The following is a 15,954-nucleotide window of genomic DNA, read 5'->3' on the forward strand; positions in this document are numbered from 1 at the left end:
CTAAGGTGCTGTTGTCACCTAAATCGACGGTACCTTTGAAAATCAGAGTGTTGTCGTTGGTGATAAAGTCACTGCTGGAGCTGCCAGTGTCTTGGGTGATGGCGGTGATGGCCACGGTGTTACCGTCACCGTCTTGGTCAATCTTGGTGTCAACATTGCCGTTATCGCTGGCCTTTCCTGTATTACCCGCTGGATCTGTGACTGAAGCCTCTGCAGTATAACCACCTTCAGCGATGGGGTTAGTCACATCAACTGCATAAGTTCCATCTGAGTTAACCGTAGTTGTAAGAGTTTGTTGTGCCCCGGTGCTGTCGGTAACCAAAATAGTAATAGTACTACCAGGAGGTGCATCGGTTGTACCCGTGATAGTGGGCGTTGTATCTTGCGTATCATCGGGAGCACTCACAGTGATCACCGGCCCAGTAGTGTCCAGAACTGCGGAATCTCTGCCTTCTGGTGAAGTGTTGCCTGCAGCATCGGTTATGGTCGCAACGACAGTGATCGTTTCACCTTCAGCAGGGGCTGGAAGCGTTAGATTAACAAATCCATTATCAATGTCTTCCTGCGTTAGGATGTAATCAACACCATTAACTGTGAGCGTATCTCCCGCATTCGCGCCAGTACCTTCCAAGCCAATCGTGACGTTTACTTCGCTTGCTTCACCAAGTTCTTCATTACTGATAAAACCGTCATTGTTAGTGTCTGTAGTGATAGTGACACTAGGACCGCCATTTGCAACCGGAGTGATATTAATCGTTAATGTTGCGGTTGAGCCAGTATTGGTGGTGTAAGTAATGACAGGTACTTGGCCATTCCAGAATTCGTTAGGCGTAAATGTGTAGGAGCCGTCGGCATTGATGACTAAGCTACCGCCTTCTAAGGCAACGGTGGTGCCCGCAGTCACGGTATTGCCGTTTACAGTGAAGCTGACAACAGACAAGGTACTGTCAATATCACTGTCATTGCTAAGGACGTTACCAGTGGCAACGGAATCTTCAGCAACGGTATTGATATCGTTAACCAAGACTGATGGGTCATCCACTGGGGTGATATTAATGGTTAAGGTGGCCGTTGCACCAGTGTTGGTGGTGTAAGTAATCACCGGTACTGTGCCATTCCAGTTGGCGTTGGGTGTGAAGGTGTAAGAGCCGTCGGCGTTGATGATTAAACTGCCGCCTTCTAACGTAACGGTGGTGCCCGCAGTCACGGTATTGCCGTTTACGGTGAAGCTGACAACAGACAAGGTACTATCAATATCACTGTCATTGCTAAGGACGTTACCAGTGGCAACGGAATCTTCAGCAACGGTATTGGTATCGTTAACCAAGGCTGATGGGTCATCCACTGGGGTGACATTAATGGTTAAGGTCGCCGTTGAGCCAGTGTTGGTGGTATAGGTGATGACCGGTACTTGGCCATTCCAGTTGGCGTTGGGCGTGAAGGTGTAAGAGCCGTCGGCGTTGATGATTAAACTGCCGCCTTCTAAGGCAACAGTGGTGCCCGCAGTCACGGTATTGCCGTTTACGGTGAAGCTGACAACAGACAAGGTACTGTCGATATCACTGTCATTGCTAAGGACGTTGCCAGATGCCACAGCGTCTTCAGCAACGGTATTGGTATCGTTAACCAAGACTGATGGATCATCCACTGGGGTGAAATTAATGGTTAAGGTGGCGGTTGCACCAGTGTTGGTGGTGTAAGTAATCACCGGTACTGTGCCATTCCAGTTGGCGTTGGGCGTGAAGGTGTAAGAGCCGTCGGCATTGATGATTAAACTGCCGCCTTCTAAGGCAACAGTGGTGCCCGCAGTCACGGTATTGCCGTTTACGGTGAAGCTGACAACAGACAAGGTGCTATCAATATCACTGTCATTGCTAAGGACGTTACCGGTGGCAACGGAATCTTCATCTACGGTAATGCTGTCGTTAGCGAGCAAGGATGGGGAGTCTGTGGCAATTGACTGTTCGGGAGTGTCGGGTGCAAATGCGGCTAGTGTTTGTCCAGAAGTGCTATAACCTGATGTGGCGAGAGCTTCTGAACCATCACGCGCAAGGCTAACATAGCCAGAGTTACCATCACTGGCTGGTGCATTCCCTGCTGCGGTTTCAGGTAAATTTTTAGTTGGGTCTTCACCTGAAGCAATAAGATCTTGTAATGCTTGAATTTCATCAGGTGTGGCTTCACCTGTCACTGGGGCAACAACCGCAGCAGATGCTGGATTGACTTCTATTTCATTAGACAGCTTGGTGCCATCATCGAAAGTGATTTCATAAGTCGCGTTTTCGCCGATATGGAGAACTGCACCCTTTGGGAGTTGTTCGCCATCCTTAGCGGGTTGATTTGAACCATTAACCTCGACTTCGATTTGCCCTTTAACAAGTTTCAGCAAACCTTTCTTTGTTGTAATGATCGATCCCATAATTAGCTCCCAACAGCCAAAGTGTGTTAATCCGAAGATGCACAAATTCAACAAATACGCTGAATTGTGATACAAGTGGCTAAATTTTAGCTTGGTCGCGTGTGTAAGTCAATTTTTTGACGCGCCGGAATGGCTTGCTATAACTGGATTTTAAGGGGTGGAGTGCGAAAAAATGGCACTTACAAGTGACAGAACTAGATGTAGTATCTTAAAACGCAAAAGAAACTGCATTTAGTGTCTCTTAACTATCAAAACAAACATATTAATAACAAACTATTCTTAAGATCGGGTTTAATATTTTATAAATGATGTGCGGCAAGTATGTTCAAGGTTGAATGAGGAGGGACCGCAATCCGCCTAATGGATTGCGGTTGATAGAAGTTATAGGTTTACTGCCTGACGATAGCTTTGGTTAGCATGACCTTGTTCGCCAAGTTGCTCTTGAATACGTGCTAACGCCAGCCAAGAGTCTTTACTCGGAGCAAGACGACAAACATTCTGCCAGCGGATTTTGGCTTCTTTCATATCTCGGGTTTGTTGGTAGAGTAGCGCTAAACACCGTTGGTAATCAGCATTGTTCTCATGGGTGATTTCATGCTTGAGCAATTGTTTGCGGATCTCTTCGTCATGGGCGGTGACGAGCTGTGGGATCACTTCTAACAGTGCAGACTCTGGCGAGCTACGTAGCTTTTTCGAGAGTAATTTAAGCGCTTGGTCTTTACGATTGAAGCGGCACAAGCCCATGGCATAAATCGCTAAAAACTCAGACTGGTTACGTTCATCGCGTGAAAGCCATTGCCAGCATTGTTCTAGGGCTTCTTCCCCTTTTAGACTCGCCGCTTTTAATAGGGCGCAATGGGTTTCAACATTCAGCGTATTTAACTTTGCATCCTCTAAGATCTGGCGTTTCTTCAGTATTGGGAGCAATAGCTTAAGCGCTTCCCAATCTTCCTGGGCGCGATATAACTCGAGGGCGAGTTTCAGCACAGGGGCTTTACTCTTGCTAGTTGGGGCTAACTTATCTAGCTCGGCTCTGGCTAAGGCTAATTCACCTTGTTTGAGTAAATAACGGGTACGAGTGGTTGCTACCGCATTGGCCGTCATAGGCTGCGCTTCTGCGCGGGCAAGATATTGATCTCGCTCGGCAGTTTTATTTTGATGTTGAGCTGCACGTGCAGCGGCTAACAAATTTAATGCTGGCAGTTCACCGTTGTCGGCTCCTTTAATCATGGCGCGTTCTGCTGCAGGCCAATCTTCTTCGGCAATGGCAAGTGCGCCGATGAGGGTGTGTTTTTTGGCGGAGCGGCGACGCCAATGCTGCGGGATAAAACGGCTACGTAGCAGCAGATTAATCACAGTGATCACTAACCATTCCAGCACTTGGAATAGCGCATAAAACACGATTAACATGACGATGCCAAAAACTAAACTGGTCTCAAGCTGGTAATCACCCGCGGCAATATACACATAGCCAGTATTGCCAACAATCCAGGGGCTGATACACAGGCCTAAAAGTATAATACCAAGAAATATTAATGCCTTAATCATAGCTGCGGTTCCTCTGAAGAGGTGAGTTCACCATAGCTGGTTAACTGTAATAACAGCGGTTTAGCGGCAAAGGATTTTAGCGTAATAGGGTCAAGATCGAGTGTTGCCAACTTGTCGATTTCGGCAATGGCCTCGCTAGTTTGATGCGCTTGAACATCAAAATAGGTTTGGATCCACTGGCGCGCCATCATCAGTGATTGATGATAAGCGGCTCTATCATAGCGATAGAGTGCCAGTTGTGATTGCAGCAGTTTATGGCGGATATTCTCAACCAAATACCATTGTTGCTCTGGAGCAAGTAGGGCTGGCGCATCGGCGGTGCGATGACGAATAGTAATAAAATCTTGAGTCAACGCCTTCCAGGTTTTACTCAGATTACTTTGCCAATCGTTAAGATCGCCGGAAATGGTCGTATCTTCAGCCGTGCTTGCTTCAGCATCGGCACGATTTAGCGGCAATTTGTCAAGTTGGTCGATTAAGGCATCGAGTGCTAATACACCACCTTCAATATCCAAACTCTTAATATTGGTGGTCGCCGCAATATCCTTTGCCAATGCCTTACGGATTGGCAGTAATGCGGGGTTGTTCATCGCGGCAATAGTTTCATCTGCGGATTTTAATAAATCGGTTGCCGTACGTGGATCTTTTTCGAGCCAAAGCTTACGTCCAGCCATGTTTACTAGATATTCGGCTTCTGAGGCCATCCAGTGGGTTGGGCTGCGCTGGGCCAGTTTCTCTAGTCTGTCCTGTAACTGGTTTTGATCTGTGGCAAGCTTAGATAACTCTTGGAAGGTTTTTGCATCTGAGAGTTGTTGTTGCTCAAGTTGTGCAAGACGCTGATTTGGGACGAGTAAAGCCTGTTGCAACTGATCTTGCAGGGCTAGATTTTTCGTCTCTTGCAGTTGAAGCTGTTGCTGCATTTGTTGATACAGCAAATAGCCACCACCTATGGTGCAAACGGTCAAGCCTAAGGCCAGTAGTACACCAAAACGAATAGCCCATGAGCTACGATTCACTTGCACCACTTGGCTCGCAGTTTGGGTCGATTCGGGTTTACTGGCTTGCGACTTAGTGTCGGCAGGTTTGACTTCTTGTTCTTCAGGCTTGCTCGCCTGTGACTCAGAAGCTTGGTTGTGTGGTGCAGCGTCATCGGTATTGACCGATGTGGCGAGAACTGGGATAGCCTGTGACTCTGGGCTTTGGGCGTCGTGCTTGTTGTTATCCATTTAACAGTCCTTAAAATCATGCTACTGCCGAAATTCGAGTAAAATCGGGCTAAATAGCACTTAGAGTTTAAGGGCGTTTAGCACGGCTTTGCTGTTGGCGGCATTGGCATTGGTGACTTGGGTTATACCAAAGGCATGAGCTTGAGCTTCTACTCGGTTACTGGGGACTATGATATGACATGAGCGCAGCCATGCAAATAACTCTTTTGGCACTAGATTAATCAGATTATCTAGTACTTCACCACTCGTCACGACAATAGTATCTATCCCTAAGTCTCGCCAGTGTTGGCTAACCGCTACGCCATCGAGTGGTGGGCAAGCGCGTTGATAGACTTCCCAATAGCGCAGCTTCGCGCCTCTGGCACTCAGTTGCTCAGCGAGGGCTTCACGACCACCGACACCACGAATGATAGTGATATGTTTGCCTTGGATATGTTGCAGTGCAGGCAATGTCAGCAAGCCTTCTGTTTGCTGACAATCATCCGGTGCTTCGAGAGCTTCAATTCCCTTCTCTTGTAGCGCTTCCCACGTAGCATGACCCACGGCGAAATAAGGTACGCTTGGCCAGTCTTTAACTTGGGCTGTATCGACTTTAAACGCAGCATCAGCAAAGCTGACTGCATTGGCGCTGATACAGATAACCATATCGACATGGGCTAGGGGATGCGAAGAGTCAGGCGGCAGAGGAGGCGTGGCCTCAACGCAGAGCAGTGGCGTCACGCAGTGTTCGATGCCTCTTTCATTCAAGGCATCGACCATTGACTGATTGCGCCCCTCGGGGCGCGTCAGTAAGACTTTCATCGTCTTAGGCTTTGGCGTAAACAGCGTCGAGGATGCTTTTAGCGCCTTTGCTCAGTAGTTCTTCAGCAAGGGCAATACCGAGTTGCGTCGCTTCGGTCTTTGGACCTGTGATCACGCCTTCGATGATTTCGCTACCATCTGGATTACCAACGAGGCCGCGCAGTGTCATCTCATCACCATCGATTTCGGCAAAGGCGCCAATAGGAACTTGGCAACCACCTTCGAGGCGAGTATTCATGGCGCGCTCGGCGATGACTCGGTAGCGCGTTTCTAAGTGTTCTAATGGTGCCAATAATGCTTTAACGCGCTCATCATTGGTACGGCATTCAATACCGACAGCACCTTGACCGTTTGCGGGTAAGGATTCTTCCGCAGAAATAAAGCTGGCAATACGCTCTGATAATTTCAGGCGAATTAAACCCGCCGCAGCCAGGATAATCGCATCGTATTCGCCGTTATCGAGTTTCGCGAGGCGAGTACCGACGTTGCCACGCAGATCTTTGATAATCAGGTCTGGGCGTGAGGCGCGCAGTTGGCACTGACGGCGTAGGCTTGAGGTGCCTACCGTGGCACCGAGTGGCAGCTCACTGATTGACTTATAAAGGTTAGACACAAAGGCATCGCGTGGATCTTCGCGTTCACAAATCACTTCCAGCCCTAAGCCCTCGGGGAAATCTACTGGCACGTCTTTCATGGAGTGTACGGCGATATCGGCTTGGTCTTCGAGCATGGCGACTTCGAGTTCTTTCACAAACAAGCCTTTACCACCAACTTTCGCTAATGGCGTGTCTAAGATAACATCGCCCTTAGTGCTCATTGGCAATAGCTCCACCACAATTCCTGGGTGAACGCGTTCTAATTCTGCTTTAACAAATTCAGCTTGCCACATGGCCAGCGGACTCTTGCGGGTAGCGATACGTATGCGGTTTTCAGACATGCCTAGTTTCCATCCGAGATCTTAGTTGCGCCAATGCTAACATTGGCTATTCGCGAATGTAAGGAAGCCGTATCGATTCTTTGAAGTCGGCGGTGTTCTAAATCGTATAAAAGTGTGATGGATATCTCATTTAGTTGCTCAGCTTTGCAAAAGTGTTAACATGAGCACACTTCTCAATTGTGCTTAAGTGTCGTGTTCTAGGATGGATCAGCAAGGCCAGTTTCCTGATATTGCAGAAAGACTTAATCAGGTTCGTATTGCACGGGCCTTAGCCTTGTTGTCTCCGTTGCAAAAGCATTTGTTCCGTTTGATCCCCTTTTTACTTCAACAGAATAGCGTTCAGTATCCGGGATACGTTGATCCTAATACGCCTTGCGGTATTTATGGTTACAAGGCGGGCTTAATAGAAGCCCAGGCTTGTGATGTGTTTAAGCTGCCTTTTATACCTAATGACATGGATTGTTATGCCTTCGAAGGGATATATGCCATGGGCAGTACAGCTAGCTTTGGTCAGAATGCAAAAAGTGATGTGGATGTGTGGCTAGTCCATCATGAGGATTTGTGTGATGACGACTTAGCCTTGGTTAAATTAAAAACGGAACGACTAACCGCTTGGTTTGCAGAGTATCAGTTTGAGGTGAATTTTTACTTGGTTCATCCACTGCAATTTTGTGGTGATATCTCACAGCGTACCGGTTGCCAGTCTTCTATGGCTCATGAGCACAGTGGCAGTACGCAGCATTGGCTGTTGCTTGAGGAGTTTTATCGCAGCCAAATTCGCTTGGCGGGTAAAACTATTGCATGGTGGCCTGATGCTAAGCTCAATCCTGAATTGCTATATCTTGGTAATGTGCACGAGTTACCGGCAAGCGAGTATTTTGGTGCCTCGCTTTGGCAGCTTTATAAAGGCTTAAATAAGCCGCATAAAGCGTTGATTAAAGTACTTTTGCTTGAGGCTTATGCCAGTGAATATCCCCATTCTCAGTTACTGTGTGACCGGCTTTGGCAAAAGACCTTAGCAGGGGATTTTTCTACTGCTAACGATGCTTATTACGCAATTTATGAGGCGATTGAAGCCTATTTATTAAAGCAGAATGATAGTCGTCGGCTGGAAATTGTGCGCCGCTGTTTTTATCTAAAATGTGGCGTGTTCTTAAGTGTGTCTGACCAAGGTAAAGATTGGCGCTATGCCAAAATGCAAAAGTTGGTGCAAGAGTGGCAGTGGCCCAACAGTTTAATTACTACCTTAGATGATTGTGAGCATTGGCATAGTGGCCAGCTCAATTGGTTTAATGAGCAACTTAATGAATTGCTGCTGGCGAGTTATCAAACCTTGCTGCGTTTCGCCTCCACCCATGAGTTAAACGAAGGACTCAGGATTGAAGAGTTGGGGATGCTCACTCGCAAACTACATACTTACTTTAGCCAAGATGAAGACCAAATCGCTAAGCTGAATTTGCTCTGGAGCCACTCGGTTGCTGAATCTGAAGTAACCATGGTGTCCAGTAACAAGGAAAATCAATATTACCTCTACCGCCAGGGGCCAAAGCCGCAGAATCTGTTAGGTGAATCTGCTATTTGCAAAGGGAAAAGCCCGTCAGCGCTGATGATTTGGGCTTGCTTAAATGGGGTATCGACGCCAGAAACCAAATGGTATGAGTTTGGCCAGAGTAAGATTAAATCCCGAAGGTTGACCGACGCTTCAAAACGATTACTTAATTTTATCGATCATGATTGGCGGGTCTCAAAGCTTGACCTATGTCAGCCTTGGCATTTTAGAAAACTCATTTTTATCTTAAACCTCGACTGTGATCCTACGATCCATTGGCAAGGGCAAGAGATGATGGTCGATGTCATGAATGCCAACGTGTTTTCATTGGGTCGTAAGCAGGAAAATATGCTCGGCGCCCTCGATGCTATTTGCCTTAATAGTTGGGGGGAGTGGCAGTGTCATCGTTTTGAGGGCGAAACCGCAGTATTGCAGGCACTCGCATTTGTCACACCAGGGCTAAGGCGAGCGACTCATCCCGTGGATATGGATGTGATTAGCTGTTCGCAAAAGCTCAGGCCACAACTTAAGTTAGCGGTGAAAAACTTGCTTAAACAAACGGTGCGACTCTGTCAACAGGTGCAACAATCGAGCACCTTAGTGCAGCCGCTGCAGATTAGTCATACCCGTTACGGGATCTTTTTTAATCCTTTGGGGATGGCCTATCAGGACTTGAGTGATGCCAAATCTTTTTATCAGCAACTTGCTCGTAGTCATTTAGTACAATTGCCTCGGCCAGAGTTGGGGGATGACCCTTTTTCGAGCATGCCGAAAATCATTCAAAACTTTGCCGCCAAGGGAGCGATCCAGTACTTTCTGCGGCAACGCACCGATAGCTTAGATGTGTTTATTCTCGATGAGGAAAATCAGCTGAGTCATTATGTGCAGTCTGGTTCAGATATGAGCGAATTGGTCAACAAAGTGAGTCATCACTATGTTTTTGATGAATTTTATGCATCAAAAGCACGGTTTAATATTCCGCAGTTTTTCCATTTAGTACGGGTGGCGGGTGAGCTAACCGTGATGCCCTTTGGGGTGGATATCAATAACGCCAATGTGGAGTTTTAAGCGGGAGCGACCTCCCGCTTAGGAATAAAGCCGCGGCTTAGGAGAGGCTGAGTTCGATACCGCTTTGGCGTAGAATCGAGTCCTGCACAAAGGGCATAAACTCGCCGCCATTACGACCATCAAGCCATTTTCCCTCTACATAGCCAAAGTGATAGCCACCGAAACGCGTTGCTACCCAAATTTCATGCAAAGGTTCCTGTTTGTTGATTACGATTTTCGAACCATCGACAAATTCTAGCTGTAACACGTTACCACTGGCATCAATATCCACATCGGCATCTTGTTCATCAATTGCGGTTTCGATAGCGGTCTCTATCGCTTGGAACATGTCATCGGCGAGCTGGTGAAATTCTGTATCTGTCATGGCCATGCATTTCTGTCCTTTGCTTTCGTCAAGATGGGTGCGATTATAAGATGATTAGTCACTAGATGCACAGATGTTGAGAAAAATGAGACTGTTTTTATTGTTATTGATTGGTAGCCTATTCATTACAGCCTGTGGTCAAAAGGGCCCCCTGTATAAATCCTCTCCAGTAGAGGCGACTCAGTCTAAAAAAAATAAGCCAGCTAAGCGTGATGCTACGCCTGTACAAGCCGCGGAGCCTCAAGCTGAAACTGAAAAAACACAATAATAATCAGCATAATTACTACAAAGCGCAGTAAGGAATCGGACATTGGATCACTTTCTCTACCAAGATAATACCCTGTACGCAGAAGGCTGTCGGGTCAATGATTTAGCCCAGCAGTATGGCACGCCACTGTATATCTATTCCCGTGCGACGCTCGAACGTCACTGGCATGCCTTTAATAATGCGGTGGCCGACCATCCACATTTAGTGTGTTACGCGGTGAAAGCCAACTCGAACTTAGCCGTACTGAACGTATTGGCTCGTTTAGGTAGTGGTTTTGATATTGTCTCGGGCGGCGAGTTAGCGCGGGTGATTGAAGCCGGTGGTGACCCTGCCAAAGTGGTGTTTTCTGGCGTGGGTAAAACCGTTGCCGAAATGGAGCAGGCATTAAATCTTGGTATCTACTGCTTTAACGTTGAATCGAGTGCTGAGCTTGAACAACTTAACGATGTTGCCGGCCGCTTAGGTAAAGTTGCTCCAGTGTCACTGCGGGTGAATCCCGATGTCGATGCCGGTACGCATCCTTATATTTCGACGGGTCTTAAAGAAAATAAATTCGGTATCGCCATGGATGAGGCCGAAGTTGTATTTGCTCGCGCCCATGCGCTGCCGCATTTGCAGGTAAAAGGGGTTGATTGCCATATCGGCTCACAGCTCACTGAAATTCAGCCGTTTCTCGATGCAATGGACAGAATGCTATCGCTCATTGACCGCCTAGCCGAGCAAGGGATAGTGATTGAGCACTTTGATGTGGGTGGCGGTTTAGGGGTGACCTATGATGATGAAACGCCACCGCATCCTGATGTGTACGCCGCTGCACTGCTCAAGCGTTTAGGTCATCGCAAGCTCAAACTGATTTTCGAACCGGGCCGTGCGATTGCTGCCAATGCGGGGATTTTTGTGACTGAGGTGCTGTACCTCAAAGAAAACAGTGACAAACGTTTTGCGATTGTTGATGGTGCCATGAACGACTTAATTCGGCCCGCACTCTATAGTGCATGGCAAAATATCATTCCGGTGAATCCACGGGATGAAGATACGCAAGTATTTGATATTGTAGGGCCAGTGTGCGAAACCGGTGACTTTTTAGGGAAGGACAGACAACTCGCGATTGCGGCGGGGGATTTACTGGTTGTGCGCTCAAGCGGTGCCTACGGTTTTGCCATGGCCTCAAACTATAACACCCGTCCGCGTGCGGCCGAGGTCATGGTGGATGGCAATAAGGCTTATTTGGTGCGTGAGCGAGAAAAATTAGCGCAGCTCTGGCAAGGTGAGCAGCTCCTGCCGTAAACTAGAAAATTATATTGATTCAGGCGCTTGGCTAGTTATGGCGGCGCCTAGGCTTAAAGGATAAGTATCTTGATCCAATTCACTAAGATGCACGGACTTGGCAACGATTTTATGGTGGTCGATGGTGTCACGCAGAACGTGTTCTTTTCGCCTGAGCAGATCCGCCGTTTAGCTGACCGTAACTTTGGCATCGGTTTCGACCAACTCTTGCTGGTTGAGCCACCCTATGATCCCGACCTCGACTTTCATTATCGCATCTTTAATGCCGACGGTGGTGAGGTCGAAAACTGCGGCAATGGCGCCCGTTGCTTTGCGCGGTTTGTCCGTAATAAGGGGCTGACGAATAAGAATAAAATTCGTGTAAGTACCTCTGCGGGTAAGATGACACTGCGCCTTGAGCGCGATGGTACTGTCACTGTGAATATGGGCGTGCCCGTGCTCGAACCTAGCCAAATCCCCTTTAAAGCCAAAAAGGCCGAAAAAACCTATCTGCTGCAAACGCCGCAACAAACCTTTTTGTGTGGTGCGGCCTCCATGGGCAATCCCCATTGCGTGCTCGATGTGGAAGATGTTACCAGCGCGAATGTCGCCGAAATCGGTGCGTTACTCACCAAGCATGAGCGATTCCCGCGCGGAGTAAACGTTGGTTTTATGCAGGTGGTGAACTCGGGTCATATCAAGCTTAGAGTTTACGAACGTGGTGCGGCTGAGACTTTAGCCTGCGGCACAGGTGCTTGTGCTGCCGTAGTAGTCGGACAAATTCAAGGTAAACTCGATCAACAAGTACAAGTGGATTTACCGGGCGGCAGCTTAACCATCAATTGGGAAGGTGAAGGCAAACCGCTGTGGATGACAGGCCCTGCGCAGCACGTTTATGATGGACAAATTCAGTTATGACCGAGCCTTTGATGCCGCAGACCAATCTTCCCTTTGATGAGTTGATTATTCGCGAATATCTACTCGATAATCCTGACTTTTTTAATCGGTATCCCGAGCTGTTATTGGCGATGCGTTTGCCCCATTTGGAGCGCGGTGCGATTTCCTTAGTCGAACGACGTCAAGAGTTGTTGCGCCTGCGGGTTGGGCAACTCGAAGAAGAAATCACCAGTTTACTGGCCATGGCTGCACGTAATGAAAAGATATTCCGATTTAATACTGAACTGTCTTTTAAGCTACTCAATTGCGTTAACTTAGAATCCCTTAAAGAAGTGCTGGCTGATAATTTAAAGGCGCAGTTTAATTTTACCCATGTGCGTCTTATCAGTGTGTTAGAGGCCGATATTGAGATGAAGGCGATTTGGGCGCAGCGTTTACGCAATAATTACTATTTTGGTCGTCTGACACAACAAGAGGCGAAACGCTTATTTGGCAGTGAGGTCGGCTCGGTGGCATTAGTTAAACTAGCTGATGATATTCCTGTCATTTTTGCAGTTGCCAGCCACGATGCCACCCATTTTCATCCCGATATGGACAATATGCTGCTCGAGCAACTTCGGCGATTGCTGGCACATATGCTCGCCAAACTTTAAGCCCCGATGAGGAGTCCAATATGAACTCGCCAGCTAATGATATGCCCGCGCGTTGTCACTCCTATTTACAGCAATTTGAAACCTATATGCAGTCTGAACGTCAGTTATCGGCGCATACGGTTCGCAATTATATGTACGAGTTGCAGCGGGGAAGCGAGTTACTGCCCGAAGGTGTTGACCTGCTCAATGTCGGGCGTGAGCATTGGCAACAAGTGCTTGCTAAGTTACACCGCAAGGGACTGAGTCCGCGCTCGCTGTCATTATGGTTATCGGCAGTAAAACAGTGGGGAGGGTTTTTACTGCGCGCAGGCGTGATAGAACTCAATCCTGCCAAGGGGCTGAGTGCGCCCAAGCAAGCTAAGCCTTTACCGAAAAATATCGATGTCGATTCCCTCACTCATTTGCTTGAGATTGAAGGCAATGATCCGCTAACACTGCGTGATAAAGCCATTATGGAGCTATGCTATTCCAGCGGGTTACGTTTAGCAGAACTCGCAGCGCTCGATTTATCCAGTGTGCAATATGATCAGCGTGAAGTGCGGGTATTAGGTAAGGGCAACAAGGAGCGTATCGTCCCCGTTGGGCGTTATGCTATTAATGCCTTAGGCGCGTGGATTGAGTGCCGCAGGCAAATTCCCTGTGAAGATAACGCATTGTTTGTCACCGAAAAGGGTAAGCGTTTATCCCATCGCAGCATTCAGGCGCGCATGAGCAAATGGGGGCAGGAGCAGGCGCTTTCTATGCGGGTTCATCCTCACAAGTTACGCCATTCCTTTGCGACGCACATGCTGGAATCCAGTGCCGATTTACGGGCGGTGCAGGAATTATTAGGTCACGAAAACCTGTCTACCACGCAAATTTATACCAGTTTAGATTTCCAACACTTAGCTAAGGTGTATGATAACGCCCATCCTAGAGCGAAAAAACAACAGGATAAATAATGCGTTGTTATCTTAGACCCCAGAATATTCGTGCGATTAGCTTCGATCTCGACGATACCCTATACGATAACGAACCCCACATTCTCAATGCCGAAGCTGAGTTAATACAGTTTTTGCATCAGGCTTTTCCACTGACACAGGCCTGGCAACCGCAGCAATGGCGAATGCTCAAGTTACAACTACTACAGCAAAATCCGGCCCTTGCTCATGACACCTCGGCGGCGCGAATTGCAACTCTGCATAAAGGCCTTTTACTGCTCGGTTATAGTGAGCCTGAGGCAAAACGGGGCGCGCAGGAAGGTTTAGCTTGTTTTTATTTTCATCGAAGCCATTTTCAGGTTTCAGACGACGTCTTGGCGCTGCTCACGCGTTTATCGGTCCATTTTAGGCTGATTGGCATCACTAATGGTAATGTGGACGCACAGCGTATCGGCTTAAGTAATGTGTTTGAATTTGTGCTGCATCCTGGTAGTGGTGTAAGGATGAAGCCTGCTAAAGATATGTTTTCACAGGCCTGTGAAAGGTTAGATATCGGCTTAGATCAACTGCTGCACGTTGGCGATAGTATGAATGCCGATGTTCGCGGTGCGCGTTTAGCGGGATGTCAGTCTGTCTGGTTAAATCCCAGTTTTGGCCGTGTGGCATCGTTACCGATTGCTGCACTCTTACCCCATATGGAAATTGCCACTCTCGATTCATTACAGGAAATGTTATTGCCTTAAAAAGAATAGCAGCCTATTTAAAGTGATAGGGATCAAGGATTGGCATATCGTTTTGCCGTAGAGTATTAGCATTTGTTTAACTCAGTTGTTACGTCTTCACTAACAAGGAACTGCTATGGTGCGTTTAAGTCTGTTGCTCCTCTTGAGTCTATCGTTTATAGCCCCTGCCTCGGCACACGAAATCCACTCAGGTGGTGGTTTTATGGCGGGCTTTAATCATCCCGTTTTAGGGTTTGACCATCTCCTTGCCATGTTAAGTGTGGGCATGCTCAGTACGCAGCTCGGTGGTCGCGCGATTTGGACTGTGCCCTTAGCCTTTGTGTGTTTTATGTTGGTTGGTGGAATACTGGGGCTTTATGCCATTCCGGTGCCCTTTGTTGAAATTGGCATTGCTTTGTCAGTACTGTTGCTTGGGTTAGCGATTGCCTTTGACCGCCAATTACCGCTCTTATTTGCGATGGCATTTGTCGGCGTGTTTGCGATTTTCCACGGTCATGCCCACGGCATGGAAATGCCTGAACTTGCCAGCCCAGTTCTTTACGCCTTTGGTTTCTTATTTGGTACTGCGGTTATCCATTTAGGTGGCGTTATGCTAGGGCTAGGCATGCAGCGCGTCACTGGGCAACGCAGCTTAATGCGCGTATCTGGCGTGGCAATTGCCGCCATGGGTGGCTATTTACTCGCTGGTTTTTAGAAAAAGCACTACCGCGCCTTTATCAGCTTATTGCAGTGATGGGCGCGGCGTAGCATTTGTGTAACCTGTCTCCGGCTGGCATGCATGTCGGCATCTCCAACCCGAAAATAAGTCCCTGTATAAGCATCGGTGCCTATAAATACTGGCTTTAGGTGCTCTGGCGCGAGTGGCACGCGAATCCTTATCAGCTTTTTATTCATAATTTCAATCAGCTGCACATCAGATATCGCTAAAATATTACAGCTTATCCGGCTAGGGTCATCGAGGATTTCCCAAAACTCCTGTAATACGGGTAGCGGATTAGGGATGCCTTCAATGGTGAAATGGCCACGATCTTCGCGTACCCCAAGAATAATCTCTCCGCCTAAGGTGTTGGCGAAGGAGCTATAGGTTGCCCAAATATCTTCAGGTAATTGACCTTGACCATCACGGCCTCTTGCGAGTTTAAATTCTACTTGGGCTGATTCGTGTAGAGAAGCAATATCATCGAGTGCGAATGTTGGGTATGTCATGGCGGCTTATCCTTGCAAGGCACACCACTTTTTGTAACACGCCAAAATCACAAAGGCCAGCAGTTATGCTGACCTTGGTGGTTAATCAA

15 protein-coding genes are annotated in these 15,954 nt (G+C 47.8%); 8 read left to right on the forward strand and 7 right to left on the reverse strand.

All coding sequences use genetic code 11. The annotated features are described in order from the left end of the window. From MMG82_RS09955 to hemC, 5 genes are all read right to left on the reverse strand, one after another. A partial coding sequence (locus tag MMG82_RS09955) for a retention module-containing protein (RefSeq protein WP_241406806.1) occupies positions 1-2,419 on the reverse strand: 2,419 nt, incomplete at its 3' end. A gap of 381 nt (positions 2,420-2,800) precedes the next feature. Then, positions 2,801-3,967, reverse strand: a complete 1,167-nt coding sequence (locus MMG82_RS09960; RefSeq protein ID WP_047537592.1) for a heme biosynthesis HemY N-terminal domain-containing protein — start codon at positions 3,965-3,967, stop codon at positions 2,801-2,803. Then, positions 3,964-5,193 carry a uroporphyrinogen-III C-methyltransferase gene (locus MMG82_RS09965; protein WP_047537596.1) on the reverse strand — a complete coding sequence of 410 codons (1,230 nt, stop codon included), beginning with the start codon at positions 5,191-5,193 and terminating at the stop codon, positions 3,964-3,966. The genes MMG82_RS09960 and MMG82_RS09965 overlap by 4 nt, the downstream gene beginning before the upstream one ends. Positions 5,194-5,253: 60 nt before the next feature. After that, positions 5,254-5,994: a uroporphyrinogen-III synthase gene (locus MMG82_RS09970; RefSeq protein WP_047537599.1), complete on the reverse strand. Its 741-nt coding sequence runs from the start codon at positions 5,992-5,994 to the stop codon at positions 5,254-5,256. Between the two features lie 4 nt (positions 5,995-5,998). Further along, positions 5,999-6,931 (reverse strand): hydroxymethylbilane synthase, encoded by a 933-nt coding sequence (gene hemC / locus MMG82_RS09975; RefSeq protein WP_037423000.1) that lies wholly within the window; start codon positions 6,929-6,931, stop codon positions 5,999-6,001. Positions 6,932-7,133: 202 nt separating this feature from the next. On the opposite strand from hemC, the gene MMG82_RS09980 reads away from it, so the two are divergent. Continuing rightward, complete coding sequence (locus tag MMG82_RS09980) at positions 7,134-9,548, forward strand: class I adenylate cyclase (RefSeq protein WP_047537602.1); 2,415 nt, start codon at positions 7,134-7,136, stop codon at positions 9,546-9,548. Positions 9,549-9,585: 37 nt separating this feature from the next. Here MMG82_RS09980 and cyaY read toward each other — a convergent pair whose 3' ends face one another. Next, complete coding sequence (gene cyaY, locus MMG82_RS09985; RefSeq protein WP_037422994.1) at positions 9,586-9,918, reverse strand: iron donor protein CyaY; 333 nt, start codon at positions 9,916-9,918, stop codon at positions 9,586-9,588. Positions 9,919-9,997: 79 nt separating this feature from the next. Here cyaY and MMG82_RS09990 point away from each other — a divergent pair, with 79 nt between their 5' ends. The 7 genes from MMG82_RS09990 to MMG82_RS10020 all read left to right on the forward strand — a co-directional run bounded on the left by MMG82_RS09990 (position 9,998) and on the right by MMG82_RS10020 (position 15,353). Then, positions 9,998-10,180, forward strand: a complete 183-nt coding sequence (locus MMG82_RS09990) for a lipoprotein (RefSeq protein WP_051714241.1) — start codon at positions 9,998-10,000, stop codon at positions 10,178-10,180. Between the two features lie 42 nt (positions 10,181-10,222). Continuing rightward, entirely contained in the window at positions 10,223-11,467 is a 1,245-nt protein-coding gene (gene lysA, locus MMG82_RS09995; RefSeq protein WP_047537605.1) for a diaminopimelate decarboxylase, read from the forward strand. 69 nt (positions 11,468-11,536) lie between these two features. Beyond that, on the forward strand, positions 11,537-12,364 hold the full coding sequence (gene dapF, locus MMG82_RS10000) for a diaminopimelate epimerase (protein WP_037430212.1): 828 nt from the start codon (positions 11,537-11,539) through the stop codon (positions 12,362-12,364). Beyond that, the gene (locus MMG82_RS10005; protein WP_047537610.1) at positions 12,361-12,996 is read left to right on the forward strand and encodes a DUF484 family protein; all 636 of its coding nucleotides are present in this window, start codon (positions 12,361-12,363) and stop codon (positions 12,994-12,996) included. Before dapF ends, MMG82_RS10005 begins: the two co-directional genes overlap by 4 nt. Positions 12,997-13,037: 41 nt before the next feature. Further along, entirely contained in the window at positions 13,038-13,937 is a 900-nt protein-coding gene (gene xerC, locus MMG82_RS10010) for a tyrosine recombinase XerC (RefSeq protein ID WP_167352756.1), read from the forward strand. Next, on the forward strand, positions 13,937-14,659 hold the full coding sequence (locus MMG82_RS10015; protein WP_241406807.1) for an HAD-IA family hydrolase: 723 nt from the start codon (positions 13,937-13,939) through the stop codon (positions 14,657-14,659). The genes xerC and MMG82_RS10015 overlap by 1 nt, the downstream gene beginning before the upstream one ends. A 115-nt stretch (positions 14,660-14,774) precedes the next feature. After that, positions 14,775-15,353: a HupE/UreJ family protein gene (locus tag MMG82_RS10020; protein WP_023266363.1), complete on the forward strand. Its 579-nt coding sequence runs from the start codon at positions 14,775-14,777 to the stop codon at positions 15,351-15,353. An 8-nt stretch (positions 15,354-15,361) separates the two neighbouring features. On the opposite strand, the gene MMG82_RS10025 is transcribed toward MMG82_RS10020, so the two are convergent. Continuing rightward, positions 15,362-15,865, reverse strand: a complete 504-nt coding sequence (locus tag MMG82_RS10025; RefSeq protein ID WP_047537623.1) for an ATP-binding protein — start codon at positions 15,863-15,865, stop codon at positions 15,362-15,364. Positions 15,866-15,954: the final 89 nt, after the last annotated feature.

The sequence above is a fragment of the Shewanella sp. MM_2022_3 genome (assembly GCF_022557375.1).
Taxonomy (GTDB): Bacteria; Pseudomonadota; Gammaproteobacteria; order Enterobacterales; family Shewanellaceae; genus Shewanella; species Shewanella xiamenensis.

Bases quoted from the DNA above. Each gene is read 5' to 3' on its own strand.
- MMG82_RS09960 (WP_047537592.1), bottom strand. From the start codon at position 3,967: ATGATTAAGGCATTAATATTTCTTGGTATTATACTTTTAGGCCTGTGT.
- MMG82_RS09965 (WP_047537596.1), bottom strand. From the start codon at position 5,193: ATGGATAACAACAAGCACGACGCCCAAAGCCCAGAGTCACAGGCTATC.
- MMG82_RS09970 (WP_047537599.1), bottom strand. From the start codon at position 5,994: ATGAAAGTCTTACTGACGCGCCCCGAGGGGCGCAATCAGTCAATGGTC.
- hemC (WP_037423000.1), bottom strand. From the start codon at position 6,931: ATGTCTGAAAACCGCATACGTATCGCTACCCGCAAGAGTCCGCTGGCC.
- MMG82_RS09980 (WP_047537602.1), top strand. From the start codon at position 7,134: ATGGATCAGCAAGGCCAGTTTCCTGATATTGCAGAAAGACTTAATCAG.
- cyaY (WP_037422994.1), bottom strand. From the start codon at position 9,918: ATGGCCATGACAGATACAGAATTTCACCAGCTCGCCGATGACATGTTC.
- MMG82_RS09990 (WP_051714241.1), top strand. From the start codon at position 9,998: ATGAGACTGTTTTTATTGTTATTGATTGGTAGCCTATTCATTACAGCC.
- MMG82_RS10005 (WP_047537610.1), top strand. From the start codon at position 12,361: ATGACCGAGCCTTTGATGCCGCAGACCAATCTTCCCTTTGATGAGTTG.
- xerC (WP_167352756.1), top strand. From the start codon at position 13,038: ATGCCCGCGCGTTGTCACTCCTATTTACAGCAATTTGAAACCTATATG.
- MMG82_RS10015 (WP_241406807.1), top strand. From the start codon at position 13,937: ATGCGTTGTTATCTTAGACCCCAGAATATTCGTGCGATTAGCTTCGAT.
- MMG82_RS10020 (WP_023266363.1), top strand. From the start codon at position 14,775: ATGGTGCGTTTAAGTCTGTTGCTCCTCTTGAGTCTATCGTTTATAGCC.
- MMG82_RS10025 (WP_047537623.1), bottom strand. From the start codon at position 15,865: ATGACATACCCAACATTCGCACTCGATGATATTGCTTCTCTACACGAA.